At 64.8% G+C, this 25326-nt stretch carries 20 protein-coding genes; 15 read left to right on the forward strand and 5 right to left on the reverse strand.

Annotated features, from left to right (window positions below):
* Positions 1–180 precede the first annotated feature (180 nt).
* Positions 181–687, reverse strand: coding sequence for a MarR family winged helix-turn-helix transcriptional regulator (locus tag RZR99_RS01815; RefSeq protein ID WP_323118032.1), 507 nt, complete (start codon positions 685–687; stop codon positions 181–183).
* 304 nt (positions 688–991) lie between these two features.
* On the opposite strand from RZR99_RS01815, the gene typA reads away from it, so the two are divergent.
* The 6 genes from typA to RZR99_RS01845 all read left to right on the forward strand — a co-directional run bounded on the left by typA (position 992) and on the right by RZR99_RS01845 (position 10736).
* Positions 992–2818 (forward strand): translational GTPase TypA, encoded by a 1827-nt coding sequence (gene typA / locus RZR99_RS01820; RefSeq protein WP_323118033.1) that lies wholly within the window; start codon positions 992–994, stop codon positions 2816–2818.
* Positions 2819–3147: 329 nt separating this feature from the next.
* Positions 3148–6012 (forward strand): 2-oxoglutarate dehydrogenase E1 component, encoded by a 2865-nt coding sequence (locus tag RZR99_RS01825; protein WP_323118034.1) that lies wholly within the window; start codon positions 3148–3150, stop codon positions 6010–6012.
* Positions 6013–6145: 133 nt separating this feature from the next.
* The gene (gene odhB / locus RZR99_RS01830; RefSeq protein WP_323118035.1) at positions 6146–7423 is read left to right on the forward strand and encodes a 2-oxoglutarate dehydrogenase complex dihydrolipoyllysine-residue succinyltransferase; all 1278 of its coding nucleotides are present in this window, start codon (positions 6146–6148) and stop codon (positions 7421–7423) included.
* Between the two features lie 92 nt (positions 7424–7515).
* Positions 7516–8946, forward strand: a complete 1431-nt coding sequence (gene lpdA, locus RZR99_RS01835; protein WP_323118036.1) for a dihydrolipoyl dehydrogenase — start codon at positions 7516–7518, stop codon at positions 8944–8946.
* A gap of 99 nt (positions 8947–9045) precedes the next feature.
* Positions 9046–10143, forward strand: a complete 1098-nt coding sequence (gene zapE, locus RZR99_RS01840) for a cell division protein ZapE (protein ID WP_323118037.1) — start codon at positions 9046–9048, stop codon at positions 10141–10143.
* 176 nt (positions 10144–10319) lie between these two features.
* Entirely contained in the window at positions 10320–10736 is a 417-nt protein-coding gene (locus RZR99_RS01845; protein ID WP_323118038.1) for a transposase, read from the forward strand.
* 96 nt (positions 10737–10832) lie between these two features.
* Here RZR99_RS01845 and RZR99_RS01850 read toward each other — a convergent pair whose 3' ends face one another.
* The 4 genes from RZR99_RS01850 to RZR99_RS01865 all read right to left on the reverse strand — a co-directional run bounded on the left by RZR99_RS01850 (position 10833) and on the right by RZR99_RS01865 (position 16346).
* Positions 10833–11294, reverse strand: coding sequence for a DUF2147 domain-containing protein (locus tag RZR99_RS01850; protein ID WP_323118039.1), 462 nt, complete (start codon positions 11292–11294; stop codon positions 10833–10835).
* Between the two features lie 218 nt (positions 11295–11512).
* Entirely contained in the window at positions 11513–13192 is a 1680-nt protein-coding gene (locus RZR99_RS01855; protein ID WP_323118040.1) for a ShlB/FhaC/HecB family hemolysin secretion/activation protein, read from the reverse strand.
* 144 nt (positions 13193–13336) lie between these two features.
* Positions 13337–14707 (reverse strand): collagen-like triple helix repeat-containing protein, encoded by a 1371-nt coding sequence (locus RZR99_RS01860; protein WP_323118041.1) that lies wholly within the window; start codon positions 14705–14707, stop codon positions 13337–13339.
* A 28-nt stretch (positions 14708–14735) separates the two neighbouring features.
* Positions 14736–16346 carry a collagen-like triple helix repeat-containing protein gene (locus RZR99_RS01865; protein ID WP_323118042.1) on the reverse strand — a complete coding sequence of 537 codons (1611 nt, stop codon included), beginning with the start codon at positions 16344–16346 and terminating at the stop codon, positions 14736–14738.
* 632 nt (positions 16347–16978) lie between these two features.
* On the opposite strand from RZR99_RS01865, the gene RZR99_RS01870 reads away from it, so the two are divergent.
* The 9 genes from RZR99_RS01870 to RZR99_RS01910 all read left to right on the forward strand — a co-directional run bounded on the left by RZR99_RS01870 (position 16979) and on the right by RZR99_RS01910 (position 25280).
* On the forward strand, positions 16979–17149 hold the full coding sequence (locus RZR99_RS01870; RefSeq protein WP_323118043.1) for a Flp family type IVb pilin: 171 nt from the start codon (positions 16979–16981) through the stop codon (positions 17147–17149).
* 83 nt (positions 17150–17232) lie between these two features.
* Positions 17233–17730, forward strand: a complete 498-nt coding sequence (locus RZR99_RS01875; protein ID WP_323118044.1) for an A24 family peptidase — start codon at positions 17233–17235, stop codon at positions 17728–17730.
* The gene (locus tag RZR99_RS01880; protein ID WP_323118045.1) at positions 17730–18212 is read left to right on the forward strand and encodes a TadE/TadG family type IV pilus assembly protein; all 483 of its coding nucleotides are present in this window, start codon (positions 17730–17732) and stop codon (positions 18210–18212) included. The genes RZR99_RS01875 and RZR99_RS01880 overlap by 1 nt, the downstream gene beginning before the upstream one ends.
* A gap of 110 nt (positions 18213–18322) precedes the next feature.
* Positions 18323–19204 carry a Flp pilus assembly protein CpaB gene (gene cpaB, locus RZR99_RS01885; protein ID WP_323118046.1) on the forward strand — a complete coding sequence of 294 codons (882 nt, stop codon included), beginning with the start codon at positions 18323–18325 and terminating at the stop codon, positions 19202–19204.
* 67 nt (positions 19205–19271) lie between these two features.
* A complete protein-coding gene (locus tag RZR99_RS01890; protein ID WP_323118047.1) occupies positions 19272–20600 on the forward strand; it encodes a type II and III secretion system protein family protein in 1329 nt (442 codons plus the stop codon).
* Between the two features lie 93 nt (positions 20601–20693).
* Positions 20694–21932: a fimbrial protein gene (locus tag RZR99_RS01895; RefSeq protein ID WP_323118048.1), complete on the forward strand. Its 1239-nt coding sequence runs from the start codon at positions 20694–20696 to the stop codon at positions 21930–21932.
* 3 nt (positions 21933–21935) lie between these two features.
* Positions 21936–23282 (forward strand): CpaF family protein, encoded by a 1347-nt coding sequence (locus RZR99_RS01900; RefSeq protein WP_323118049.1) that lies wholly within the window; start codon positions 21936–21938, stop codon positions 23280–23282.
* Positions 23275–24264, forward strand: coding sequence for a type II secretion system F family protein (locus RZR99_RS01905; RefSeq protein WP_323118050.1), 990 nt, complete (start codon positions 23275–23277; stop codon positions 24262–24264). The genes RZR99_RS01900 and RZR99_RS01905 overlap by 8 nt, the downstream gene beginning before the upstream one ends.
* Positions 24265–24269: 5 nt before the next feature.
* Positions 24270–25280: a type II secretion system F family protein gene (locus RZR99_RS01910; RefSeq protein WP_323118051.1), complete on the forward strand. Its 1011-nt coding sequence runs from the start codon at positions 24270–24272 to the stop codon at positions 25278–25280.
* Positions 25281–25326: the final 46 nt, after the last annotated feature.

Raw genomic sequence — 25326 nt, forward strand, 5'->3', positions numbered from 1 at the left:
GTAGTTCGCGCATCCCGCGAGCGCCAGCGCGGCAACCGCGGCGGCGAGCACGGTGCGGCCACCGCTGCGCACGGACAACGGGAGGTTTTTCATCGCTATGGTCTCTGACTCGGAATGAATAATGGACACTGCAAGGATTTCCTTACATTTTCCTGTCTAAAATATGTGTTGCGGCAAGAATTACGGCGTCATTCCGCCGGAGCTCTCGCAGTAGTTGCTGAGGATCCGGCGCAGCATGCTTTTCAGGAAGCCCACTTCTTCGGGGGTGAACCCGTCCAGCAACTGTTCGAGCACGCTGCGGAAGATTTCCGGCATACGCTCGGCCAGCTCGCGACCTTCGTCGGTCAGTTCGAGCCGCACGACCCGGCGATCCTCGCTGCTGCGCACGCGCGAAAGCAGGCCCCGTTTCTCGACCCGATCGAGCAGGCGCGTAATGGCACTCGCATCGATGCCGTATTCGCGCGCCAGCTCGGCTGCCGTCGAGCATTTGCCGACCGCCAGCATGAACAGCATGCTCGCCTGGGTGCCGGTGATGCCTAGTTCAGTCTGCGTGCGCTGTGTGACCAAATTGGTCATCAGCGACTTCACGCGCGACATCAGGTACCCAACGCTTTCGTTGACCTGATAAGCCGACAGCGTCAGATCGGGCGGCGGGGAAGAAGCGGGCGGGATGGACGGATCCGACATAAATTCTCTGAAGCTGCAATAGTTGACTAGGCAGCAGTATAGGCGCGAATAGTTGCCGCGGCAAATGTTAATCCAAGCGGGTATCGCGTGCTGGCGTGCAAAAAATGACCCTGTCGCGAGTGGGACTATCGCCGTTCCGGCAGCGGGACGCGCATAAGTGTTGCGCTGCAGCGCACAGGGCCGCTCCCGACATTCCGACGTGCTATAATTTGAGGCTTTCCAAGCTGCATGGCGCGCGCATGTGACGAAACATGCGCGCGCATTTGCGCGTTTGTACTTTTCAGGCTCCGATTTCCAGGTTTCTATGACCCGCGCCCTTCGCAATATCGCCATCATCGCCCACGTCGACCACGGCAAGACGACGCTTGTCGACCAACTGCTTCGCCAGTCCGGCACCTTCCGCGAGAACCAGCAGGTTGCGGAGCGGGTGATGGATTCGAACGACATCGAAAAAGAGCGGGGTATTACGATTCTCGCGAAGAACTGCGCGGTCGAATACGAAGGCACCCACGTCAACATCGTCGATACGCCGGGGCACGCGGACTTCGGTGGCGAAGTGGAGCGCGTGCTGTCGATGGTCGACTCGGTGCTGCTGCTCGTCGACGCCGTCGAGGGTCCGATGCCGCAAACCCGCTTCGTGACGAAGAAGGCGCTCGCACTGGGCCTCAAGCCGATCGTCGTGATCAACAAGATCGATCGCCCGGGCGCGCGGATCGACTGGGTGATCAACCAGACCTTCGATCTGTTCGACAAGCTCGGCGCGACGGAAGAGCAACTCGATTTCCCGATTGTCTACGCGTCGGGCCTGAACGGTTACGCATCGCTGGATCCCGAAGCGCGCGACGGCAACATGCGCCCGCTGTTCGAGGCGATCCTCGAACACGTGCCGGTCCGCCCGGCCGATCCGGAAGCGCCGCTGCAGCTTCAGATCACGTCGCTCGACTATTCGACCTACGTCGGCCGCATCGGCGTGGGCCGTATCACGCGCGGCCGCATCAAGCCGGGCCAGCCGGTCGTGATGCGCTTCGGCCCGGATGGCGACGTGCTGAGCCGCAAGATCAACCAGGTGCTGTCGTTCCAGGGGCTGGAGCGCGTCCAGGTCGAATCGGCTGAAGCCGGCGACATCGTGCTGATCAACGGCATCGAGGATGTCGGCATCGGCGCGACGATCTGCGCGGTGGATACGCCCGAGGCGCTGCCGATGATCACGGTCGACGAACCGACGCTGACGATGAACTTCCTCGTCAATTCGTCGCCGCTCGCGGGCAAGGAAGGCAAGTTCGTGACGAGCCGCCAGATCCGCGATCGTCTGATGAAAGAGCTGAACCACAACGTGGCGCTGCGCGTGAAGGATACCGGCGACGAAACGGTGTTCGAAGTGTCGGGCCGTGGCGAGCTGCACCTCACGATCCTGGTCGAGAACATGCGCCGCGAAGGCTACGAGATGGCGGTGTCGCGCCCGCGCGTGGTGCTGCACGAAGTCGACGGCGTGAAGCACGAGCCGTACGAGCTGCTGACCGTCGATCTCGAGGATTCGCACCAGGGTGGTGTGATGGAAGAGCTGGGCCGTCGCAAGGGCGAAATGCTCGACATGGCGTCGGACGGCCGCGGCCGCACGCGTCTCGAGTACAAGATTCCGGCGCGGGGCTTGATCGGCTTCCAGAGCGAGTTTTTGACGCTGACGCGCGGCACGGGCCTGATGAGCCACATTTTCGACTCGTACGCGCCGGTCAAGGAAGGCTCGGTCGGCGAGCGCCGCAACGGTGTGCTGATCTCGCAGGACGACGGCGCGGCTGTGGCCTATGCGCTGTGGAAGCTGCAGGATCGCGGCCGCATGTTCGTGAAGCCGGGCGATGCGCTGTATGAGGGCATGATCATCGGGATCCACAGCCGCGACAATGATCTGGTGGTGAATCCGATCAAGGGCAAGCAACTGACGAACGTGCGCGCGTCGGGCACCGACGAAGCGGTGCGCCTCGTGCCGCCGATCCAGATGTCGCTCGAGTACGCGGTGGAATTCATCGACGAGGACGAACTCGTGGAAGTGACCCCGCAGTCGATCCGTCTGCGCAAGCGTCACCTGAAGGAGCACGAGCGTCGCCGCGCAAGCCGCGAAACCGCGATCGACTGAGCGACGCGAGCACCGCATCCGCTACGTAAAAAAGCCGCCTTCGGGCGGCTTTTTTACGGGCGCGCGCAAAGCGTGCGACGGTGCCTGAAAAACACTGTTGCCAGGACTCCGGGGAATCCCCGAAAACGCGCCGAAAGCCCGCCGCGACAGGCTTTCGGAGTACTGTCGGATCAAGCTCCGGGAACGGTTCTGTGATATGCTGCGCGCACGCAAGTTTTAGGTCCTTCCAAGCAAGACTTGATTCGCAATCCGCTAAACGGTCAGGCCGTGTCGCGGAAGGTTGAGCAACCCGCTATTTCTCGAGAAGCTCGAAGAAAGGTGAGCGTAAAATGTCAGATGTAATGAAGCAGTTCCAGCTGAACTCCTATTTGTTCGGCGGCAACGCTTCGTATGTAGAAGAACAATACGAAGCATATCTCGACAATCCGGCATCCGTGCCCGATAACTGGCGCGAGTATTTCGACGCGTTGCAGAACGTTCCTGCAACGGACGGTTCGAACGCCAATGACGTGGCGCATAACCCGATCGTCGAATCGTTCGCCCAGCGCGCGAAAGCCAACGCTTTCATCCCGCGCGAGAGCGGCAGCAATCTGGCAACGGCGCGCAAGCAGGTTCATGTCCAGACGCTGATCAGCGCCTATCGATTCCTCGGCTCGCAATGGGCCAATCTCGATCCGCTGAAGCGTCGCGAGCGTCCCGCGATTCCCGAGCTCGAACCCGCGTTCTACGATTTCTCCGAAGCGGATCTCGACCAGACCTTCAGCGCCAGCAATCTCTATTTCGGCTTCGAGCAGGCATCGCTTCGCGACATCGTGAAGGGGCTGCGCGACACGTATTGCGGCACGATCGGCGCCGAATACATGTACATCGGCGATCCGGAGCAGAAGCGCTGGTGGCAGGAGCGTCTGGAATCGACGCGCGCCACGCCGAACTTCTCGGCCGACGAGAAAAAGCACATCCTGAATCGCCTGACGGCCTCCGAAGGCCTCGAGCGCTACCTGCACACCAAGTACGTCGGCCAGAAGCGCTTCTCGCTCGAAGGCGGCGAGAGCTTCATCGCGTCGATGGATGAAGTGGTGCAGCATGCGGGCTCGAAGGGCGTGCAGGAAATCGTGATCGGCATGGCCCACCGCGGCCGCCTGAACGTACTGGTCAACACGCTCGGCAAGATGCCGGCCGACCTGTTCGCCGAATTCGAAGGCAAGCACGTCGACGACCTGCCGGCCGGCGATGTGAAGTATCACAAGGGTTTCTCGTCGGATATCGCGACGGAAGGCGGCCCGGTCCACTTGTCGCTCGCGTTCAACCCGTCGCACCTCGAAATCGTCAACCCGGTGGTCGAGGGTTCCGCGAAGGCGCGGATGGACCGTCGCGGCGACGCGGACGGCCTGCAGGTGCTGCCGGTGCAGATTCACGGCGACGCGGCCTTCGCGGGTCAAGGCGTCGTGATGGAAACGCTGAACCTCGCCCAGACGCGCGGTTACGGCACGCACGGCACGCTGCACATCGTCATCAACAACCAGATCGGCTTCACGACGTCGGATCCGCGCGACGCGCGCTCGACGCTGTACTGTACCGACGTCGTCAAGATGATCGAGGCGCCGGTGCTGCACGTGAACGGCGACGATCCGGAAGCGGTGGTGCTCGCGACGCAGATCGCGATCGACTACCGGATGCAGTTCCACAAGGATGTCGTGATCGACATCGTCTGCTTCCGCAAGCTTGGCCACAACGAGCAGGACACGCCGGCCGTCACGCAGCCGCTGATGTACAAGAAGATCGCTCAGCACCCGGGCACCCGCGCGCTGTACGCCGAGAAGCTCGTGCAGCAGGGCGTGATCACGGCCGAAGATGCCGACGCTTACGTGAAGGCCTATCGCAAGGCGATGGACGACGGCCATCACACGGTCGATCCGGTGCTGTCGAACTACAAGAGCAAGTACGCGGTCGACTGGGTGCCGTTCCTGAACCGCAAGTGGACGGACGCGGCCGACACGGCCGTGCCGCTCGCCGAACTGAAGCGTCTCGGCGAACGCATCACGACGGTGCCGGAAAACTTCAAGGTGCACCCGCTCGTCGAGCGCGTGATCAACGATCGTCGCGCGATGGCGCGCGGCGACGCCCCGCTCGACTGGGGCATGGGCGAGCATCTGGCGTATGCATCGCTCGTCGCGTCGGGCTACGCAGTGCGTCTGACCGGTCAGGATTCGGGCCGCGGCACGTTCACGCACCGCCACGCGGTGCTGCACGACCAGAACCGCGAGCGATGGAACGACGGCACCTACGTGCCGCTGCAGAACATCGCGGAAGGCCAGGCCAAGTTCACGGTGATCGATTCGGTGCTGTCGGAAGAAGCCGTGCTCGGCTTCGAATACGGTTACTCGACCGCGGAACCGAACACGCTCGTCGCGTGGGAGGCGCAGTTCGGCGACTTCGTCAACGGTGCGCAGGTCGTGATCGACCAGTTCATTTCGTCGGGCGAAGTGAAATGGGGCCGCGTGTCGGGCCTCACGATGCTGCTGCCGCACGGCTACGAAGGCCAGGGTCCGGAACACTCGTCGACCCGCATCGAACGGTTCCTGCAGATGTGCGCGGACCACAACATGCAAGTGGTCCAGCCGACCACGCCGGCGCAGATCTTCCACCTGCTGCGCCGCCAGATGATCCGCCTGTTCCGCAAGCCGCTCGTCGTCGCAACGCCGAAGTCGCTGCTGCGCCACAAGGAAGCGGTGTCGGATCTGTCGGAACTCGCGAAGGGTTCGTTCCAGCCGGTGCTGGGCGAAGTCGACGGCGGGATCGAAGCGAAGAAGGTCAAGCGCGTGCTGGCGTGCTCGGGCCGCGTGTATTACGACCTCGTCGCGCACCGTCGCGAGGCGAAGGCGAACGACGTCGCCATCGTGCGTATCGAACAGCTCTATCCGTTCGCGCACAAGCAGTTCGAAGCGGAACTCAAGAAGTATGAGAACGCGACTGAAGTGGTCTGGGTGCAGGACGAGCCGCAAAATCAGGGCCCGTGGTTCTACATCGAACACCACCTGCGTGAAGGCATGAAGGAAGGGCAGAAGCTGGCATACAGCGGCCGCCCGGCTTCGGCTTCGCCGGCGGTCGGCTACTACGCGAAGCACTACGAGCAGCAGAAGGCCCTTATCGAAGGTGCATTCGGCCGCTTGAAGAGCGCATCGATCGCGAAATAACCAGACGTAGCGAAACGGGAAAGCGCAATGCGCTTTCCCGCGCCTTTTGGGGCGCAGGCGCGATGCGCCGCGAATCCCCGGGGCGTTCGCCGGAACCCCGTCATTACCCAGATTAAGCATCCAGGAAAATCACATGGCTATCGTAGAAGTCAAAGTCCCCCAGCTGTCCGAATCGGTTTCGGAAGCCACCATGCTGCAGTGGAAGAAGAAACCCGGCGAAGCCGTGGCGCAGGACGAAATCCTGATCGAACTCGAAACCGACAAGGTCGTGCTCGAAGTACCGGCGCCCGCCGCCGGCGTGCTCGCGCAAGTGCTGCAGCACGATGGCGACACCGTGGTGGCTGACCAACTGATCGCGAGGATCGACACGGAAGCCAAGGCTAGCGCCGCTGCTGCCGCTGCCGGCGCCGCCGAAGTGCAGCCGGCTCCGGCTGCTGCCGCCGCACCGGCTCCGGCCGCTCAACCGGCCGCCGCGGCCGCATCGAGCAGCGCCGCCGCGTCGCCCGCCGCGACGAAGCTGATGGCCGAGAAGGGCCTCGAAGCAGGCCAGGTGGCCGGCTCGGGCCGTGACGGCCGTATCACGAAGGGCGACGTGCTGACCGCAGGCACCGCACCGGCGAAGGCGGCTCCGGCCGCCGCGCCGGCGCCGGCGAAGAAGGCCGCGCTGCCGGAAGTGAAGGTGCCGGCGTCGGCGACGACCTGGCTGAACGATCGCCCGGAGCAGCGCGTGCCGATGTCGCGCCTGCGCGCGCGGATCGCCGAGCGTCTGCTCGAATCGCAACAGACCAACGCGATCCTGACGACGTTCAACGAAGTCAACATGCAGCCCGTGATGGATCTGCGCACGAAGTACAAGGACAAGTTCGAGAAGGAACACGGCGTGAAGCTCGGTTTCATGTCGTTCTTCGTGAAGGCGGCCGTGCACGCGCTGAAGAAGTTCCCCCTGGTGAACGCGTCGATCGACGGTAACGACATCGTGTACCACGGCTACTTCGACATCGGTATCGCTGTCGGTTCGCCGCGCGGCCTGGTGGTGCCGATCCTGCGCAATGCGGATCAGCTGAGCCTCGCCGAGATCGAGAAGAAGATCGCCGAATTCGGCCAGAAGGCGAAGGACGGCAAGCTGTCGATCGAAGAAATGACGGGCGGTACGTTCTCGATCTCGAACGGCGGCGTGTTCGGTTCGATGCTGTCGACCCCGATCATCAACCCGCCGCAATCGGCGATCCTCGGCGTGCACGCGACGAAGGAGCGCCCGGTGGTCGAGAACGGCCAGATCGTGATCCGTCCGATCAACTACCTCGCGCTGTCGTACGACCACCGGATCATCGACGGCCGCGAAGCGGTGCTGTCGCTGGTTGCGATGAAGGATGCGCTGGAAGATCCGGCTCGCCTGCTGCTCGACCTGTAAGCCCGGTCTTTCCCGCATTAACCGCGTCCGTGCCTCGTGCGCGCCCGATCGGGCGGCGCACGGCGGCGCGGAAGCCAAAGAAAAGGATTGTCATGTCCAAGGAATTTGACGTCGTCGTGATCGGCGCCGGCCCCGGTGGCTACATCGCCGCGATCCGCGCCGCTCAACTGGGCAAAACGGTTGCCTGTATCGAAAAATGGAAGAATCCGGCCGGTGCGCTGAAGCTCGGCGGCACCTGCCTGAACGTCGGCTGCATTCCATCGAAGGCGCTGCTCGCGTCGTCGGAGGAGTTCGAGAAGACGTCGCACCATCTCGCGGACCACGGCATCACGGTCGGCGACGTGAAGATCGACATCGCGAAGATGCTCGGCCGCAAGGACGCGATCGTCGAGAAGATGACGGGCGGGATCGAGTTCCTGTTCAAGAAGAACAAGATCACGTGGCTCAAGGGCCACGGCAAGTTCACCGGCAAGACCGACGCCGGTGTGCAGATCGAAGTGAGCGGTGAGGGCGAGACCGAAGTCGTCACGGCGAAGAACGTGATCATCGCGACGGGTTCGAAGGCCCGCCATCTGCCGAATGTGCCGGTCGACAACAAGATCGTTGCCGACAACGAAGGCGCGTTGACGTTCGACTCGGTGCCGAAGAAGCTCGCCGTGATCGGCGCGGGCGTGGTCGGCCTTGAGCTGGGCTCGGTCTGGCGCCGCCTGGGCGCCGAAGTGACCGTGCTCGAAGCGCTGCCGGCTTTCCTGGGCGCGGCGGACGAAGCGCTGGCGAAGGAAGCGGCCAAGCTCTTCAAGAAGCAGGGTCTCGACATCAACCTCGGCGTGAAGATCGACGCGGTGAAGGCCGATGCGAAAGGCGTGTCGATTTCGTATACCGACAAGGACGGCAACGCGAAGACGCTGGACGCCGATCGCCTGATCGTGTCGGTCGGCCGCGTGCCGAACACCGACAACCTCGGGCTCGAAGCGATCGGCCTCAAGGCCAACGAGCGCGGCTTCATCGACGTGGACGACCACTGCCGTACGGCGGTGCCGAACGTCTATGCGATCGGCGACGTGGTGCGCGGCCCGATGCTCGCGCACAAGGCGGAAGACGAAGGCGTGCTGGTGGCGGAAGTCATCGATGGCCAGAAGCCGCATATCGACTACAACTGCATTCCGTGGGTGATCTACACCGAACCGGAAATCGCGTGGGTCGGCAAGACCGAGCAGCAGCTGAAGGCGGAGGGCCGTGAGATCAAGTCGGGCAAGTTCCCGTTCTCGATCAATGGCCGTGCGCTCGGCATGGGCCGTTCGGACGGTTTCGTGAAGATGATCGCGGATGCGAAGACGGACGAACTGCTCGGCGTGCACGTCATTGCGCCGAACGCGTCGGACCTGATCGCGGAAGCGGTGGTCGCGATGGAGTTCAAGGCGGCGTCGGAAGACATCGCCCGTATCTGCCATCCGCATCCGTCGCTGTCCGAAGTGATGCGCGAAGCGGCGTTGGCCGTCGACAAGCGCTCGCTCAACAGCTAAACGCGACGATCCGCCGGCCGCGAACCCGGGCCGGCGCGCAGTTCCACGACGAAGGCGGGCGGGGTTTCCCGCTCGCCTTCGTGTTTTCCGGCTTGTACGATGAACGTCACCGAATACTACGAGCGCGAGCTGCAGACGCGCGGCTACCAGTCCGATTCCGCGCAGCGCGCGGCGGTCGATCGCCTGCAGCAGTGCTACGACGAATGGGTCGAGTACAAATCGCGTCGTTCGAACGCATTCAAGAAGCTCATCATCCATCCGGACCTGCCGCGCGGCGTGTACATGTGGGGCGGCGTAGGACGCGGCAAGAGCTTCCTGATGGATACCTTCTTCGCGGTCGTGCCGGTGCAGCGCAAGACACGCCTGCATTTCCACGAGTTCATGCGGGAGGTGCATCGCCAACTGGAGGAACTGAAGGGGCAGGCGGATCCGCTCGACGAACTCGCGCGCCGGATCGCAAAGCGTTATCGGCTCATCTGCTTCGACGAATTTCATGTATCCGACATCGCCGACGCGATGATTTTGTATCGACTGTTGGACCGATTGTTCAATAATGGTGTGCAATTCGTCATGACGTCGAATTACGATCCGGACGATCTGTATCCCGACGGCCTGCATCGCGATCGCATGTTGCCCGCGATCGCGCTGATCAAGGCGCGGCTCGACGTCATGAACGTCGATGCCGGCGTCGACTACCGGCAACGCACGTTGGCGCAGGTGCAGATCTATCACACGCCGCTCGGCGCGGAGGCGGACCGTGCGCTGCGCCATGCGTTTGCGAAGCTCGCGGCGGTGCCGGACGAAAGCCCGTTGCTCCGTATCGAGAAACGCGAGCTGAAAGCGCTACGCAAGGCGGATGGGGTCGTGTGGTTCGATTTCGCGACGCTGTGCGGCGGCCCGCGCTCGCAGAACGATTACCTCGAGCTGGCGAGCCGATTCCACGCGATCGTGCTGTCCGAGGTGCCGCAGATGTCGCCTCGAATGGCATCGGAGGCGCGCCGCTTCACGTGGCTCATCGACGTGCTGTACGACCACAAGGTGAAGCTGCTGATGTCGGCCGCGGTGCCGGCGGAACAACTGTATGTGGAGGGGCCGATGGCGAACGAGTTCAGCCGGACCGTGTCGCGCATCGTCGAAATGCAGTCGAAGGAGTACCTCGAAACGCCGCGGCGGATTGTCGACACTTCGCTGACCTGACGGCTCGCGCGGGATGTTTCGGACCGCTGACCGGGCAAATGCGCCCCGATCGCGAGGTAAGACAGTTAACTTACGTTAATTCGGCATTAACTATTTTTAAATTCGGATCTGTCTTATATTCAAGATTAAGACGACTCGATATCGTTGCGTCATGCTTCCTACGAACGGAGAGGTTCATGACGCCGTATCGCGACATTACCGATGAAGAGTGGCAGCGCGTCGCTGCCTTGCTGCCTGAACTACGTCCCCGCACCGAGTTGCGTGGCCGGCCGCTCGCCAATACGCGAGCCGTATTAAACGGGGTCTTGTGGGTGATCTACAGCGGCGCGACGTGGTCAGCGATCCCGCGCCGCTATCCGTCGTATCAAACCTGCCATCGCCGCTTCAAGGTGTGGCACGAAACCGGTGCACTCAAGCAGGTGCTCGTCGAACTCTTCGGAGAGGCGAGCGAAGATCTGTGCGGTGTCATGTCGACGCGGATGCGTACGCATCCTCATTCCAAGGCAGCCGAGGCACGCGGTACCTCCACCTCGTCGTCCATGAGCGGTACCCGCTCCACGTATCCCGACGCTTCACTGAAGCACGCGGCCTGAGCCGAGTCGAGCGAACCGCGGCACGAAGCATAAAAAACCGGCCTGGCGATCTAGCGCGCAGGCCGGTTTATTTTGTAACGCCCGAAGAGGGCGAGCTTACTGCTGGCGATTCCAGGTTTGCGAACGGCCGAGCAGCGAGATACCGATATAGCCGCGCACGACGAGCTTCTGTCCGCCGTCGTCGAGCGACATCTTGCACCGGTATACCTTGCCGTTTTCCGGGTCGAGAATATTGCCGCCGTCCCAACCCTCTCCCGATTTCTTCATCGCCTTGATGATCGTCATGCCCTTGATGAGCTGGTCCTTGCGCTCATCGGTGCAGGCGGTACAGCGGCGATCGGGTGTGTCATTCGCGCCGAGTCCCTTGATCACGGTGCCGGACAACTCGCCGTTCGCATCCTGCGTGATCTGCACGAGCGCTTTCGGCTTGCCGGTGCTGTCGTCGATCGTCTGCCACGTGCCGATCGGGCTGTCGGTTTGTGCGAACGCGCCAGCGGCACAGGCGAACAGTGCGCCCGCGAGCGTGATCGAACGCAGGGAGCGGGTCAGTCGAATCATTGTCTTCCTCCTTGAATTGCGTTGTCGTTTTTCATCGGGTTCACGGGGCCGTCTGCGTTGGACAGGCGATGTCGCGAACTCTGCGCAGAATACGTGAAAGCAGCCGTATCGTTTGATAGAACTGCCTCTAATCGATGCGAACGCGATGGGGCGATGCGCGCAGGCGGCGTGGTGCGGGGCGGCCGGCTACCGGTGCCCGAGCGGGCGCCGGTACGGGGTCAGTTCAACTGATACGAGAACGACGCGTTGACGCGCGGGCTGCGCGATGCACTTTCGACGGGTGCATCGCCGATCGGCTTCGCGACGGACAGATCGATGTTGTAGAAGCGGCTGTCGGATACCCGGAAGCCGAGCCCGACCGACGACAGCCGGCTTGGTGACGTCGTGCCCGTATGCAGATAGACGCGCGCCATGTCGAACGAGACATACGGCGTGATCGTCTTCAGATAGGTGTAACCGGGCGAGAATGCGCGATTCAGTTCGAGCGACATACCCCAGCCCGAATCGCCGGACGTCTCGCCCGGTTGGTAGCCCAGTGCGAAGCGCTGCGCGCCGAACGATATCTGTTCGGTGGTGGGCAGAGAGTCCGGGCTGTATTGTCCGGTGACCTGCAGTGTCGAGCCGATGCGGAACGGCCACTGGTTGGTCTGCACGTAGGTAGCGCCGGTGCGCACGAACGTGATCGAGGCGGGATTGGTGGCAACCGAATTCGGCACATTGGTCTCGGCGGATTTCGACGCGCCGAGAATGTTGAACGCTTTCGCGACGTTGAAGCTGAGCTTCTGGACCTGCTGAGGCTGGACGTTCGTGTAATCGAGTTGCATCTGCAGCACGCGCACCTGCGATTGCATGCCGAGGGTCGCGCCGGTGATCTGGTTCTGGTAATTGTCCTCGCTGTGCGATGCGTAACCGGATACGGTGCCGAGCAGGCTGCGCTGGTTGTTGAGCAGCAGCGGATACGAGGCGGACAGCCCGAGCTTGTCGTTGATCACCGTGCGTTGCACGTAGGACGGCAGGCCGGGGTTGTCGGTCGGGTTGCCGCGATAGTGGCTCGCGTCGATCCGTGTCATCAAGCCGCTGCTGCCGACCGGCACGGCGCCGCTGAACGCCACATAGGTCTGGTTGTTGGGGCCCTTCGGAAACAGCGCCGAGATGCTCAGCTGTTCGCCGAGCGACGTGAGTCCGTTCTCGGTCGCGGTGATGAGGCCCTGCACCCCCGGATTGCTGGTGTTCAGGCCCATGCTCACATTGAACGGCTTGCGATCGACATTGAGTTCCAGCGTCGTCGCGCCGTCGGTGTTTTGCGGCGGCGGGACATTGGCCTTGACCGTGAGGCCCGGCAACAGGCCGAAGGTGTTCACGTAGCGCTCGAACGTCGCGCGGCGCAGCGGCCGGTCTTCCGTGATGTGCGCGGCGATCGCACGGAGCTTTCCTTCCATCGCGCCCGGCTTGCCGGTGATTTTCACGTCGGCCACATAACCTTCGACAATCGTCACGCGCACGACGCCGCCCTCGAAGGTCTGTGCGGGAATGAAGGCGAACGACAGCGCGTAGCCGCGCGACTGATACAGCTTCGTCACGCCGTTGGCGACTTCGATCAGTTGGCCGATCGTGATGTCTTGGCCGACCAGCGGCGTAAAGCGGCGCGAGATTTCCTCGAACGGAATGGATTTCACGCCTTCGACCTGGAAGGTGGCCGGCGTCAGGTGGCGAGCCAGCAGCTCCTGGACCTGCAATTCCTGAGGGGCGACCTGCACGGTGACGCTGGGGCGTTGCGGCGTGTTGATCTGCGGCAGCGACTCGAGAGGGTTACCGCCCGGGCGGCTCTGCGCATGCGAGGCACTGGCGGCTGCGGCGAGAGCGAGCAGCACTATCCATGTGTCATGTCTGGATTTCATCGTGATTCCTCGTTGGCCTGCTTCTAGTTTTCTGATGCCGATGCGCGGCCCGTCTCGCGCTGCGCATCGTGTCTTCTATTCTTGTCGTGCCGATTATCGTGAAACCGCGCGTTCCCTTCGGCAAGGAACGCGCGGGTTGCCGCGTTACTTGCCGATGCCGCCGAGGGTACCCAGCAGACCTGTCACGGGTGCGAGGAGCCCGCTGGAGCCGCCCGTCGAAGAGGTCGTGCTGCTGACGAGTCCGGTGACCGGCGCAAGCGGATTGGCGCCGCCGCCCGAACCTGCCGTACTGGTAACAGTATTCAGCAAACCCGTGACGGGCGCGAGAGGATTTGCACCCCCCGAGCCGCCTGCCACGCCACCGAGCGAACCGGTAACGGTCGAGACGAGCGACGTGACGGGCGCGAGCGGATTGTTGCCGCCCGCACTGCCGAGCAGGCCGGTGACCGGGGCCAGCGGATTGCCGCCGCCCGACCCGCCGAGCAGGCCGGTGACCGAGCTGAGCGGGTTCGAGCCAAGCCCGACGCTCGACAGGAGTCCGTTCAGCGGGTTGGTCGGCGTGTTGCCGGGCGAGCCGGCACCGACGGTTGCCGTCGAGCCGCCGACCAGGCTGGTGATGAGGCCCGGAATCGGTGCCGCGCCGTTCGGGCCGGCCGGATTCACGAGGCCGCCGGCATTGGTCACGATGTTGCCCACCGACGTCACCAGTTGGCCGACGTCGCCGACGAGCGGCTGGGTCGACGTGCCGCCGATCTGCTTGCCGGCGGAGCTGATCGCGCCGCCGACTTGCGCGAGCAGGCCGGAGGCCGGCTGGCCGAGACCCGTCGTCGTGCCGACTGTCTGGGGGACCTGGCCGGCCGTGATCACGATCGGGGTGATGGCGGAGCTGATCGGTTGGGTCACTTGCTGGACCGGTCCCGACGACAACACTGTGCCGAGCGTTGCGCCGCCCGCGTTGACGCCGTTGGCGACGGTGGTGAGCAGCGTGCTGACCGGTGACGTGACGGGCGACAGCGGGGCGAGCGGGCCCGTGCCGAGCGCCCGGACCGTCGAACTGACGCCCTGCACAGTGTTACTCGCCGCGCTGACCACGCTGCCGAGGCCGGCGACCGTCGTACCGACCGGGTTCGACGTCGAGCCGATCTGGCCGAGCCCGTTGCTGACCGCATTGGCGGCGGCGTCGATGATGGTGCCGGTGCTCGAGACCGTGCTGCCGAGGCCCTGGGTGACGCCGCTGCCGAGACCGGGCACGCTGACCGAACCGACCGTGTTGCCGAGGTCGGCCGCGGTCTTGCCGAGCGTGTTGACGACGCCCGTCGTGCCGCTCGAGGTCGTGGTCGTCGTGGTCCCGCCGCCGGTCCCGCTGCCGCTGCCCGAGCCACCGCCGCTGGCGGACGGCGGAGCGCTGATTCCGCTGCCGCCGCACGCGGCCAGCAGGCACGCGGTGGCGAGCGCGGTCAAGGGGACGCGCCACGTGTTGAGCGTACGCGATGAAATGAGACGATGCTGGTTCATGATGGCCTCCTCGCTGCCTGTGCCTGTCTTAATGGGGCTTGTTGCTGAGTCCGCCGAGCAGGCCGCCTACGAGCGACGTGACCGGGGCCAGCAGGTTGTTGTTCGAGCCGCTCGTGCCGCCGCTGGAGCCGGACAGCGATGCCGCGCCGCCGACCGCGGTGGTGGCCGTGCTCACGGTGCTGGTGACAGCCGAGCCGCCGGCACCGCCGGTCACGCCGCCGAGTGCGCCGGTGACGGTCGACAGAAGGCCGGTGACGGGGGCGAGCGGGTTGCTGCTGCCGCCGCCGGTGCTGCCGCCGAGCGCGCCGGTGACGGTCGAGACAAGACCCGTGACCGGGGCGAGCGGGTTGCCGCCGCCGGCACCGCCGGTCACGCCGCCGAGTGCACCGGTGACGGTCGACAGGAGGCCGGTGACGGGGGCGAGCGGGCCGCTGCCGCCGCCGGCGCTACCGCCGATGCCGCCGAGTGCGCCGGTCACGGTCGAGACGAGGCCCGTGACTGGAGCAAGCGGGCCGCTGCCGGTCGAGCCGCCGATGCCGCCCAGCGTCCCGGTCAGGCCATTGACGAGGCCCGTGATCGGAGCGAGAGGATTGGTGCCGGTGCCGCCGGTGAGGAGGCCGCCCACTGCCTTGACGGTGTTGCCGGTGGACGACACGGTGGCGCCGAGGCCGACCGTGACGGGGTTGCCGCCGCCCGTCGTCGCGATCAGTGCGCCGGCCTGGTTCAGGCCGTTGCCGATCGCGCCGAGCAGGTTATTGACCGGGGCGCCGAGTCCCGTCACGTTGCCGATCGTTTGCGTAGTATTCCCGACCATCGTCGTGATCGGGGTGATCGCCGAGCTGACCGTTTGCGTCAGTTGCTGGACCGGTCCGGTCGACAGCGCGGTGGTGAGCGTGGAGCCGCCCGTCGTGACGGCGTTGCCGACCGTGGTGACGAGACCGCCGACCGCCGACGTAACGGGGGCGAGCGGCGCCAGCGGGCCGGAGCCGAGACTCGTGACGAGACTGCCGGTGTTGGTGACCGCGCCGCCTAGTTCGCCCACGACACCGCCCGTGCTCGCGAGCGTCGTGCCGAGCGGGTTGGTCGAGGCGCCGAGCTGGCCGAGGCCGTTGCTCAAGCCGTTGCCGAGTGCGCCGACTGCGCCGCCGACGTCTTGCACGACGCCGCCGAGCGACTTCGTCGTCTGCGGATTCACGCCGGGCAGCGATTGGCTCGCGATGACTGTGCCGAGACCTGCAACAGTCGCGCCCGCGTTCGTGACGAGGTTGCCGGTATTGGCGACCACGGTGCCGACTGCGTTGATGGATGCGCCGCCGGAGCTGGTACCGGAGCTGGTCCCCGAACTCGTGCCCGAACTGGTACCGGAGCTCGAACCCGAGCTCGAACCCGAGGTGCCCGAGCTGGAGCCGGACGTGCCGGAACTCGAGCCCGAGGTACCGGAACTGGAGCCGGACGTGCCCGAGCTGGAGCCCGAGGTGCCGGATGTCGCACCCGACGTTCCGCTGGAGCTGGAGCCGCCGCCGAGGCCTTGGCTGAGTGTGCCGGAGCCGCCGCAGGCGGCGAGTGAGAGCATGGCTGCCACGGTGGCCGTGATCAAAGTCGCCCGAAGCGAACCATGTGCAATTGTCTGAATGTCCATTTCGTCCTCGCGTTGCTGTTGTGTGGTGTGTGGTGCCGCGAGGCATACCCTGCAACTGTCGTGCCACGGCACTCGACAGTCCATTCGGATCATTTGGAAATTGGTTGGAAATCCTTGCTGTGTAAGGATTTTGAGGCATGAAAAGAACTGCTGAATAAGTGAAGGAATGTGCTTTTGGGTGGGTGTCGAACCGGTTTCGTAACGTAACGTCCCGGGTTTTTCGTTACGCGGGCCGCGTAACGTTTGCCCAAAGTTCGATATGTGGAAGATCTGTTTTATAGATGGATTAGGCAGGCAGATCTAACCTATCGTAAGTCCTATGTGTAAGTGCTACCGAAAAGCCGTACAAATAAGGTGTACGTGAGGCCGCGATGTCTGAACAAAATGCATAAAAGAAGTTGGAAAGAAAAGAGGTTCAGATATAAGATTCATCCGTGCGCGTTTTGTACGAACCAGTACATGAGGAGGACGCGATATCGATGATTGTCAACTTGTATCAATTCGTGAAGAGCTCTTGAAAAACGAGCTATAACGAAATTGCCTGAGCCGTTGTTTACAGCAATGGTGGGCAAGGTCGGCCATCATGCGAGGAGCATTAAGGCCAACGAAAACTCCAAGGCACGAGGATCACCATGAAAGCACTGATGAACCGCTTCCTGCGGGAAGAAACCGGCGTGACCGCGATCGAATACGGGTTGATCGCAGGGCTCATCGCGGCCGTTATTGCTGCCACCGTTACCAGTCTCGGAACAGCACTCAACACGGTGTTCAGTAATATCCTTTCCAGTCTGCCGAAGTCATAACGGCGTTATTTCGTTACGCGTTATTACGAGCCGCGGATTGCTTCGGCAATCCGCGTAACGCTGCCTGGGCGGTCGAGGCTGAAATGATTCACTTGTTCAGTGTGGGGTTCTTTTTCGCCTGGGCTACGGCTGTTGCAATAGACGATTGTCGCGATCGCCGTATTCCCAATGCGCTTGTGATCACCGGAGTGATCGCAGTCATCATATTTACAGTTTCCCGACATAATCCATTCGGGACGACGTGGCTCGACGCGTTGATTGGCGGAGGCATCGGCCTGATCTCGCTTTTTCCGTTTTTTGCGCTGCGCATCATGGGCGCGGCCGATGTCAAGGTGTTTGCCGTGCTCGGCGCCTGGTGCGGGGTCTCCGTGCTGCCGTGGCTGTGGATTGTCGCGAGCGTCGCCGCAGGCATGCACGCGCTCGGCATCATGTTCCTGACCCGGACCTCGTTCGCGACGCTGTGGCGGCAGGGTTCGCCCACCTTCGCGCTGGGCGCGCGCCGCTCGACGCCATACGCTGCCTTCCTCGTCATTCCCGCCGCGCTCTGGCTCGGCTACGTCACCTATATGGGAGGCGCGTGATGAGACCGGCTGCGCGTCCACACGCGATGTTCCGCCGCCAGCGTGGCGCGACGGCGGTCGAATTCGCGATCCTGTTTCCGCTGTTCTTCGTGATCATGTACGCGATCGTCACGTACGGGATGATTTTCGCCACGCAGCAAAGCCTGACGCTGGCGGCCACCGAAGGGGCACGTGCCGCGCTCGACTATCAGCTCGCCAGCACGCCGGCCGCCGCCTACGCCGCGCGCGCCAACCAGGCCTGCGTCGTTGCGAAAGGGCTGACGACGTGGCTGCCGGTGACGCCGAGCTGCGCAACCAATGCAAGCGGTTCGACGCCGACGGCGTGCAGCTACGACGCGTCGATGTACTGCGTCCAGGTAACGGTCACGTATCCGTACTCGAGCAATCCGCTCGTACCCTCGATCCCGTTGTTCACGGGTCCGCTGCCGAGCACGCTGACGAGTCAGGCGACGGTTCAGATCAACCCGGCGAACATTCTGTGAGGAAGGAGGCGGCTCAACGTTCATTCCACGCGTCGTGCAGCGCGCCTCGCGGCGCCGGGTAGCCTGATAGCTCCCGACGACATTGTCTTTACGCATCGTTCACAACAACCATGGCCAACAATCTGACCAAGATCATCGCGGCGCTGCTGATCGGGATCGCGATCCTGCTGGGCATCTACGCGTGGGTGCTCGGGCGCAAGCCGGCGCCCGCCGTGCCGGGTGCCGCACCGGCGGTCGCAACGCGGACCTTTCCGCTCGTCGTCGCGGCGCGCCAGCTGCCGGCGGGCCAGCCGATCACGGTCGACGCGCTGAAGGTCCAGCAGGCGGCCGCGTTGCCGCCGGGCGGGTTCGCCGATCCCTCGCTCGTCGTGGGGCGGATCCCGGCGAATGAGATCGCCGCGCAGGCCCCGGTGCTCGCCACGGCGCTGACCTCGGGGATTGCCGACCAGATCGAACCCGGCGAACGCGCGGTCTCGATCAAGGTAGACGAAACGAACGCGGTGGGCAGCCGCCTGCGCCCGGGAAATTACGTCGACGTGTTCCTGAACCTGAAGCGTGAAGGGGGCTTCGGCGCGGGCAGCTCGGAGATCGCCAAATCGCAGGCGCGACTGCTGATGTCGCGGGTGCGCGTGCTGGCGTTCGGCGACGCGACGCCCGATCGCGACGGTACCGCAGGCCCGACGGGGGGCGGCGTGCGCACGGCCGTGCTGGCCGTGCCGACCGCGCAGGTCGACGCGCTGACGCTTGCCGAAGCGAGCGGCCGGCTGGTGCTGGCGCTGCGCAGCCCGCGCGACGAGGATATCGCGACGCAGACGGTTGCCGTTCGGGTGGGCGGCGACAAGGATCCTTCCAAGCAGGCGGCCGACGGCCTGGTGCTGAGCGATCTCTCGCGCAGCGAGAGCAGCGCGCCCAGGCCGCGTGCCGCCGCGCCGCGTAGCGGCAACAGTATCGAGGTAATACGGGGTGGGCGGGCCGAAACGGTTGCCTATTGAATGGCGGAGTGGCGCGTAGTTGAAACAGTGACGGCAGGGAGATGACCGCACAGCGGTTTCCGACACGATGAAAAATAAACTGATTGGATTGGCCATTGCGGTATGTGCGGCGTTGCTGCCGGCCCTCGCTTGCGCGGCGGGCACGGGAACGATCGAACTGGCGATCGGCGCACAGCGTCAGATCGCCACCGGGCGCGACCTGCAGCGCGTGGCGGTCGGCGACCCGAACGTCGCGGACGTGCTGGTCGTGAAAGGCGGCCGGGGCGGCGTGCTGCTCGTCGCGAAGGCGGCCGGTTCGACCAACGTGATGGTCTGGGAACGGGGTCGCGACGATCCGACGGTCTACAACGTCGAGGTCGTGAGCGGTGCCGCGCACGCGGTGCTCGGACAAGGCTCGCCGACCGTCAGGTCGTTCAACGGGACTGCGGTGGTGGAGGGTTCCGCCGCCTCGCTCGATGCGCACGAGAATGCGCTCAACGTCGGCAAGAGCATGGCGAGCAAGGACGGCTCGGTCGTCGACGCATCGACGGTCGGCAGCAAGAATGTCGTTCAGGTCGATGTGCGCGTGGTGGAATTCAGCCGCTCGGTCCTGAAGCAGGCCGGCCTGAATTTCTTCAGACAGAACAACGGTTTCACGTTCGGCTCGTTCGCGCCGTCCGGGCTGCAGTCGGTGACGGGCGGCACGTCGCCGGGCGCGGCGGTCACCGCCAACATTCCGATCGCGTCCGCGTTCAACCTGATCGTCGGATCGGCGTCGCGCGGGATCTTCGCGGATCTGTCGATCCTGGAGGCGAACAACCTCGCGCGGGTGCTGGCGCAGCCGACGCTGGTCGCGCTGTCCGGGCAGAGCGCGAGTTTCCTGGCCGGCGGCGAGATTCCGGTACCGGTGCCGCAGTCGTTCGGCACCATCTCGATCCAGTGGAAGGCGTACGGCGTCGGCCTGACGCTGACGCCGACCGTGCTGAGTCAGCGCCGGATCGCATTGAAGGTCGCGCCGGAATCGAGCCAGCTCGATTTCGTCCACGCGATCACCATCGACAGCATTCAGGTGCCGGCGCTCACGACGCGCCGGGCCGATACGACGGTCGAACTGGGCGACGGCGAGAGTTTCGTGATCGGCGGACTGATCGATCGCGAAACCACGTCGAATGTGAACAAGGTGCCGTTCCTCGGCGATCTGCCGATCATCGGCACGTTCTTCAAGAACCTCAGCTATCAGCAGAACGACAAGGAGCTGGTCATCATCGTGACGCCGCACCTGGTTGCGCCGATCGCGAAGGGGGCGGCGCTGCCTGCTACGCCCGGCGAGCTGTCCGAGCAACGTGATGGCCCGGTGTGGCGTTCGTATCTGGGCGGCGTGCTGTCGCCGGATGCGGGGCCGGGATTTTCGAAATGAACGCGCGACGAAACGATGCGGCGGCTGTCGCCACCCCATCCCATGCGGACGCGCCGGGCGCAATCGCGCCGTGCGTAACCGGAGGTGTTCAACATGAATGCGAGAACTCTTTCATTGGCTGAACCCGCCGTCACCGACTATTTCGTGTGCGCGTCGTCGCAGGACGAGCACGTACGCTGGCTCGCCCAGACGCTGGTGTCGGCAGGTGCGGTGGAGGGGTCGACCCTCGACCCGGCGGCGCTCGCGCAGCGGATTGCCGGACTCAATCCGGCGTTGGTGTTCATCGATTTTTCCGGCGACCGTGCCGCCGCCGCGAGCACCGCCGCCGCTGCGGTGCGTGCGGCCCACCCGGGTCTGCCGATCGTCGCGCTCGGCTCGCTCGCCGAACCGGAAAGCGCGCTGGCGGCGCTGCGTGCCGGCGTGCGCGATTTCGTCGATTTCTCCGCGTCCGCCGACGATGCGCTGCGCATCACGCGCGGGCTGCTCGATCACATCAGCGAGCCGGCCAGCCGCCACGGCAAGGTGACGGTGCTGCTCGGCGCGCGAGCCGGGATGGGCGTGAGCACGCTGGCCGCCAATCTGTCGGTGCTGCTGCAGAAGCGTTCCGCGGGGCAGGGCCGGCAAACGGCGCTGGTTGACCTGGGCCTGCCGGCGGGCGACGGCGCGCTGTTCCTGAACACGCGCTGCGAGATCCATTTCGTCGAAGCCGTGCGTAATTTGCGCCGCTTCGACCGGACCTTCGTCAATACCGCGCTGGCCCGGCACGCAAGCGGGGTCGCGCTGACGACCCTGCCGCCGAACCTGGCCGATCTGCGCGACGTGTCGTATGCGTCGTGCGTCGGCCTGCTGAACCGTCTGAGGGCGTTCTTCGATCATCAGATCGTGGACCTGGGCGGCTTCTCGAATCGCGAGTTCGTCGCACAGGTCACGAGCGTCGCCGACGAGGCGTGGCTCGTCTGCGACCAGGGGGTCGCATCCGTCGTATCGGCTGTCGAACTGCTCGACGGTCTGCGCGACGCGGGCATCGGCACCGATCTGATCCGGCTGGTCGTCAACCAGTACGATCCGGCGCTCGGTCTGGCGTCCGCGCAGATCGCGGAACGGCTCGGCCTGCCGCTCGCCGCGACGTTGCCCGCGCGCCGCGTGCCGATCGGACACGCGGCGAACCAGGGCAAGCTGATCGTCGAGGCATCGGAGCGCGACCCGTACGTGCGTGCGCTCGAGGGGCTCGCCGAGCGGCTTTCCAGCAGCACGGCGGCCCACGGTCAGCGCACGGCGAGCGGCCTGCTTGCGCTCAAGCGCTTCATTCAACACTCTTCCAAGCGGTCTTAAGAGATGGCACAAGACATTCAATTTGCCGACGGCACGGCGCCGTTCTCGCAGACGCAGCAGTTTCACGACATCAAGAACGCTGCGCACGAGCATCTTTTGACCCGTATCGAGGAACTCGGCGCGGAGTTCGGCCGCTGGTCGCGGCAGGCGATCAACCAGTTCGTCGATCTGGAGATGGACAGTTTCGTGAGGCTGCGCCGCATCCCGCTCAACGAGAACGAGGTGCGGACCATCGCGGAAGCGCTGACGAAGGAGCTGGCCGGCTTCGGACCGATCGAGGATCTGCTGGCCGATCCGCATGTGGAAGACATCCTGATCAACGGCTACAGCGACATCTACGTGTCCCGCCACGGGATACTCGCGAAGCTGCCGGTACGCTTCACCGACAACGCGCACCTGCTGCGGATCGTGCGGCGGATTCTCGCGCCGATCGGCCGCCGGCTCGACGAGTCGAACCCGATGGTCGACGCGCGGCTGCCCGACGGCGGGCGCGTCAACGTCGTGATCGAGCCGCTGTCGATCGACGGTCCGATCGTGTCGATCCGGAAATTCCGCAAGGATCCGCTGAAGCCGTCCGATCTGCTCGGCAACGGGACCTACAACGAAGAAATCGGCGCGCTGCTCGAAGCCGCGGTGACGGCGCGCTGCAACGTGCTCGTCTCGGGCGGGACGAGCTCGGGCAAGACCTCGCTGTTGAATGCGCTGGCCTTTCATATTCCGGAGGCGGAGCGCGTCGTGACGATCGAGGACACGGCCGAACTGTCGCTCAATCACCCGCACGTGGTGCGGCTCGAAAGCCGGCCGGGCGGATTCGACGGAACCGGCGTCGTGACGATCCGCGATCTGCTGCGCAACACGCTGCGGATGAGGCCGGACCGGATCATCGTCGGCGAAGTGCGCGGCGGCGAAGTGCTCGAAATGATGCAGGCGATGAACACGGGCCACGACGGCTCGATGGGCACGGTGCACGCGAGTTCGCCGCGCGAATGCCTGTACCGGCTCGAGATGTTGGCGGGATTCGCGGGCTTCCAGGGCACCGAGTCGAGCCTGCGCCGCCAGATCGCGAACGCGATCGATTTCATCGTGCAGATCGGCCGGCTGTCGAACGGGCGGCGGCGGATCCTGTCGATTACCGAGGTGACCGGTCTGTCCGACAACATCATCGCGACCCAGGAGTTGTATCGCTACGAACCGCGCCTGACGGCCGACGGCGAAGAGCTCGACAACTGGGAATCGCTCGGCATCCATCCGCATTCGCCGAAGCTCGCGCGATTCCGTCAGGCGCTGACCGGCCAGACGTCGGGCGGCGGCAACGACGCGTTCGGGCGAGGCGGGGGCTTCAATGTCTAGCGCCGTCCTCTGGGTGCTGGCCTTCGCGCTCGTGCTCGCAGCGAGCGCGCTCGCGCTGTGGCGGCGCGGGGAGGCGAGCCAGGAGCGCGCCCATACCGTGCGCTTCATCGACAGCCGGCTGGAGCCGGGCGCGCGAGGCGCAGCGGCGGCGAAGGCGAAGGCGTCGCGGAGCAACCCGAGTCAGGCTGCCCAACAGCCGGCCGCGCCCGCACGACCGGCGCAGGGGGTTGCGCGCTGGCGCAAGCAGGCCGGCGACATCGGACTCAACCTGTCGAACCGGGCCGGACTGAGCGAGATCCGCACGCTGTTGATCGTGCTCGCGGTGGTCATCGTCGTGCTGACGTTCTGGGCGGGTTCGGAAGGCGGCCTGCTGGCCGCCGGGGCGGCGCTGATCGGCGGCGTGACGCTGCTGGTGTTCTGGGTCGTGTCGCGTATCCAGCGCCGGCGGCTGCAGATCGTCCGCCAGCTGCCGTCGTTTCTCGACGGCATCGTCCGGCTCGTCACGCTTGGCAACAGCGTGCCGGCATCGTTCCAGGCGGCGCTGCTGTCGACCGAGCCGCCGCTGCGCGCTTGTCTCGATCATGTGTCGCGCATGCTGCGCTCGGGCGTCGAGATCGATCGGGCGATGGTGTATATCGCGCAGCTTTACCGGATCCGGGAATTCGAGCTGGTGGGTTCCGTACTCCGGCTGTCCGTCAAGTACGGCGGCCGGGCGGACGTGATGCTCGACCGGATGGCGGTCTTCATGCGCGATCTCGAACAGGCGGAGCGCGAGCTGGTGGCGATGTCCGCCGAGACGCGCCTGTCGGCGTGGGTGCTGGGTTTGCTGCCGGTCGGGATCGGCTGCTTCGTGATCGCCACCAGTCCGCAGTATTTCGGAGCGATGTGGTTCGATCCGTTCGGCCGCCAGTTGGTCTACCTGGCGTTCCTGTTGCAGCTCGCGGGCGGCTACTGGCTGTACCGGCTCGCCCGCCTCAGGTGATGACGATGGATGCAAGCCAACTTGGAGCCATTGCCGTCGGTCTCGGTGCGCTCGGCGTGCTGATGCTGGCGGTGCTCGTCGTTTTGCGCGCGGTGCTGGTCGATCGCAGCGAGAAGGCGCTCGTCGAAGCGTTGGATCAACGGGCCGCCGCGGTGGAAGCCGCGGCGGCCCGAGCGGGGCACGGCGGGGCCGTCGCGCGCGCGCAGGCGGCCGACGAGCAGCCCGCGGGCCGCCCGCGCTTGACCGCGCTGCTCGATCGTGCCGGCAAGTTCGGGATGGAATTGCTCGATACCAAGTTCGGCAAGCAGATCGTCGCGGAGGAGGATCGGCACCTGCTGGAGCAATGCGGGTATGTCGACGCCCGCACCCGCGGGATTTTCCTGAGCGCACGCGTCGCCTGCGGCCTGCTGTTTCCGATCGTGCTGCTGGCGGTGCTGGGCAGCCGCATCGAACCGAGCCGCTGGACGATGTGGGCCGGGGTGGCGGTAATCGTCGGGTTCATGGCGCCGAAGGTCTATATCCGGCGCCGGGCCGCGGCGCGGCGGCTGTCCGTCATCGACGAACTGCCGCTGCTGGTCGACATGCTGCGGCTGCTGCAGGGGGTCGGGCTGTCGCTCGACCAGAGCATGCAGGTGATCGTCAACGATTTCAGAAGCATGCTGCCGGTGCTGTCGTCGGAACTCGGGATCGCGCAGCGTCAGTTCGCGGCGGGCCGCACGCGCGAACAGTCGCTGCAGCGGCTCTCGACGAGCTTCGGCAACGAGGATCTGCGTGCGATCGTGCGCATGCTGATCCAGGTCGACAAGCATGGCGGCGCGGTACAGGAGCCGTTGAAACAATTCGGCGACCGCCTGCGCGAAGCGCGCCGCGCGATGCTGCGCGAGCGGATCGGCCGGCTGACCGTGAAGATGACGGGCGTCATGATCCTGACGTTATTGCCCGCGCTGTTCATCGTCGCGGCCGGTCCGGGCGTACTCGCCGTCATGCAGACACTCGGCCGCGCGGGACATCACTGAGCGCGCGACGGAGATAGGGGGCAACATGAAGGGACACAATGTTTCG

Origin of the sequence: Burkholderia alba (assembly GCF_034721475.1) — a bacterium.
GTDB classification, from domain to species: Bacteria; Pseudomonadota; Gammaproteobacteria; order Burkholderiales; family Burkholderiaceae; genus Burkholderia; species Burkholderia alba.

Coding starts and splice junctions, on each gene's coding strand:
- RZR99_RS01900 (WP_323118049.1), top strand. CDS start 21,936: ATGGCACAAGACATTCAATTTGCCGACGGCACGGCGCCGTTCTCGCAG.
- RZR99_RS01815 (WP_323118032.1), bottom strand. CDS start 687: ATGTCGGATCCGTCCATCCCGCCCGCTTCTTCCCCGCCGCCCGATCTG.
- RZR99_RS01880 (WP_323118045.1), top strand. CDS start 17,730: ATGAGACCGGCTGCGCGTCCACACGCGATGTTCCGCCGCCAGCGTGGC.
- RZR99_RS01860 (WP_323118041.1), bottom strand. CDS start 14,707: ATGAACCAGCATCGTCTCATTTCATCGCGTACGCTCAACACGTGGCGC.
- RZR99_RS01895 (WP_323118048.1), top strand. CDS start 20,694: ATGAATGCGAGAACTCTTTCATTGGCTGAACCCGCCGTCACCGACTAT.
- RZR99_RS01865 (WP_323118042.1), bottom strand. CDS start 16,346: ATGGACATTCAGACAATTGCACATGGTTCGCTTCGGGCGACTTTGATC.
- RZR99_RS01845 (WP_323118038.1), top strand. CDS start 10,320: ATGACGCCGTATCGCGACATTACCGATGAAGAGTGGCAGCGCGTCGCT.
- RZR99_RS01870 (WP_323118043.1), top strand. CDS start 16,979: ATGAAAGCACTGATGAACCGCTTCCTGCGGGAAGAAACCGGCGTGACC.
- typA (WP_323118033.1), top strand. CDS start 992: ATGACCCGCGCCCTTCGCAATATCGCCATCATCGCCCACGTCGACCAC.
- RZR99_RS01850 (WP_323118039.1), bottom strand. CDS start 11,294: ATGATTCGACTGACCCGCTCCCTGCGTTCGATCACGCTCGCGGGCGCA.
- cpaB (WP_323118046.1), top strand. CDS start 18,323: ATGGCCAACAATCTGACCAAGATCATCGCGGCGCTGCTGATCGGGATC.
- odhB (WP_323118035.1), top strand. CDS start 6,146: ATGGCTATCGTAGAAGTCAAAGTCCCCCAGCTGTCCGAATCGGTTTCG.
- RZR99_RS01855 (WP_323118040.1), bottom strand. CDS start 13,192: ATGAAATCCAGACATGACACATGGATAGTGCTGCTCGCTCTCGCCGCA.
- RZR99_RS01905 (WP_323118050.1), top strand. CDS start 23,275: ATGTCTAGCGCCGTCCTCTGGGTGCTGGCCTTCGCGCTCGTGCTCGCA.
- RZR99_RS01910 (WP_323118051.1), top strand. CDS start 24,270: ATGGATGCAAGCCAACTTGGAGCCATTGCCGTCGGTCTCGGTGCGCTC.
- RZR99_RS01825 (WP_323118034.1), top strand. CDS start 3,148: ATGTCAGATGTAATGAAGCAGTTCCAGCTGAACTCCTATTTGTTCGGC.
- RZR99_RS01875 (WP_323118044.1), top strand. CDS start 17,233: ATGATTCACTTGTTCAGTGTGGGGTTCTTTTTCGCCTGGGCTACGGCT.
- zapE (WP_323118037.1), top strand. CDS start 9,046: ATGAACGTCACCGAATACTACGAGCGCGAGCTGCAGACGCGCGGCTAC.
- lpdA (WP_323118036.1), top strand. CDS start 7,516: ATGTCCAAGGAATTTGACGTCGTCGTGATCGGCGCCGGCCCCGGTGGC.
- RZR99_RS01890 (WP_323118047.1), top strand. CDS start 19,272: ATGAAAAATAAACTGATTGGATTGGCCATTGCGGTATGTGCGGCGTTG.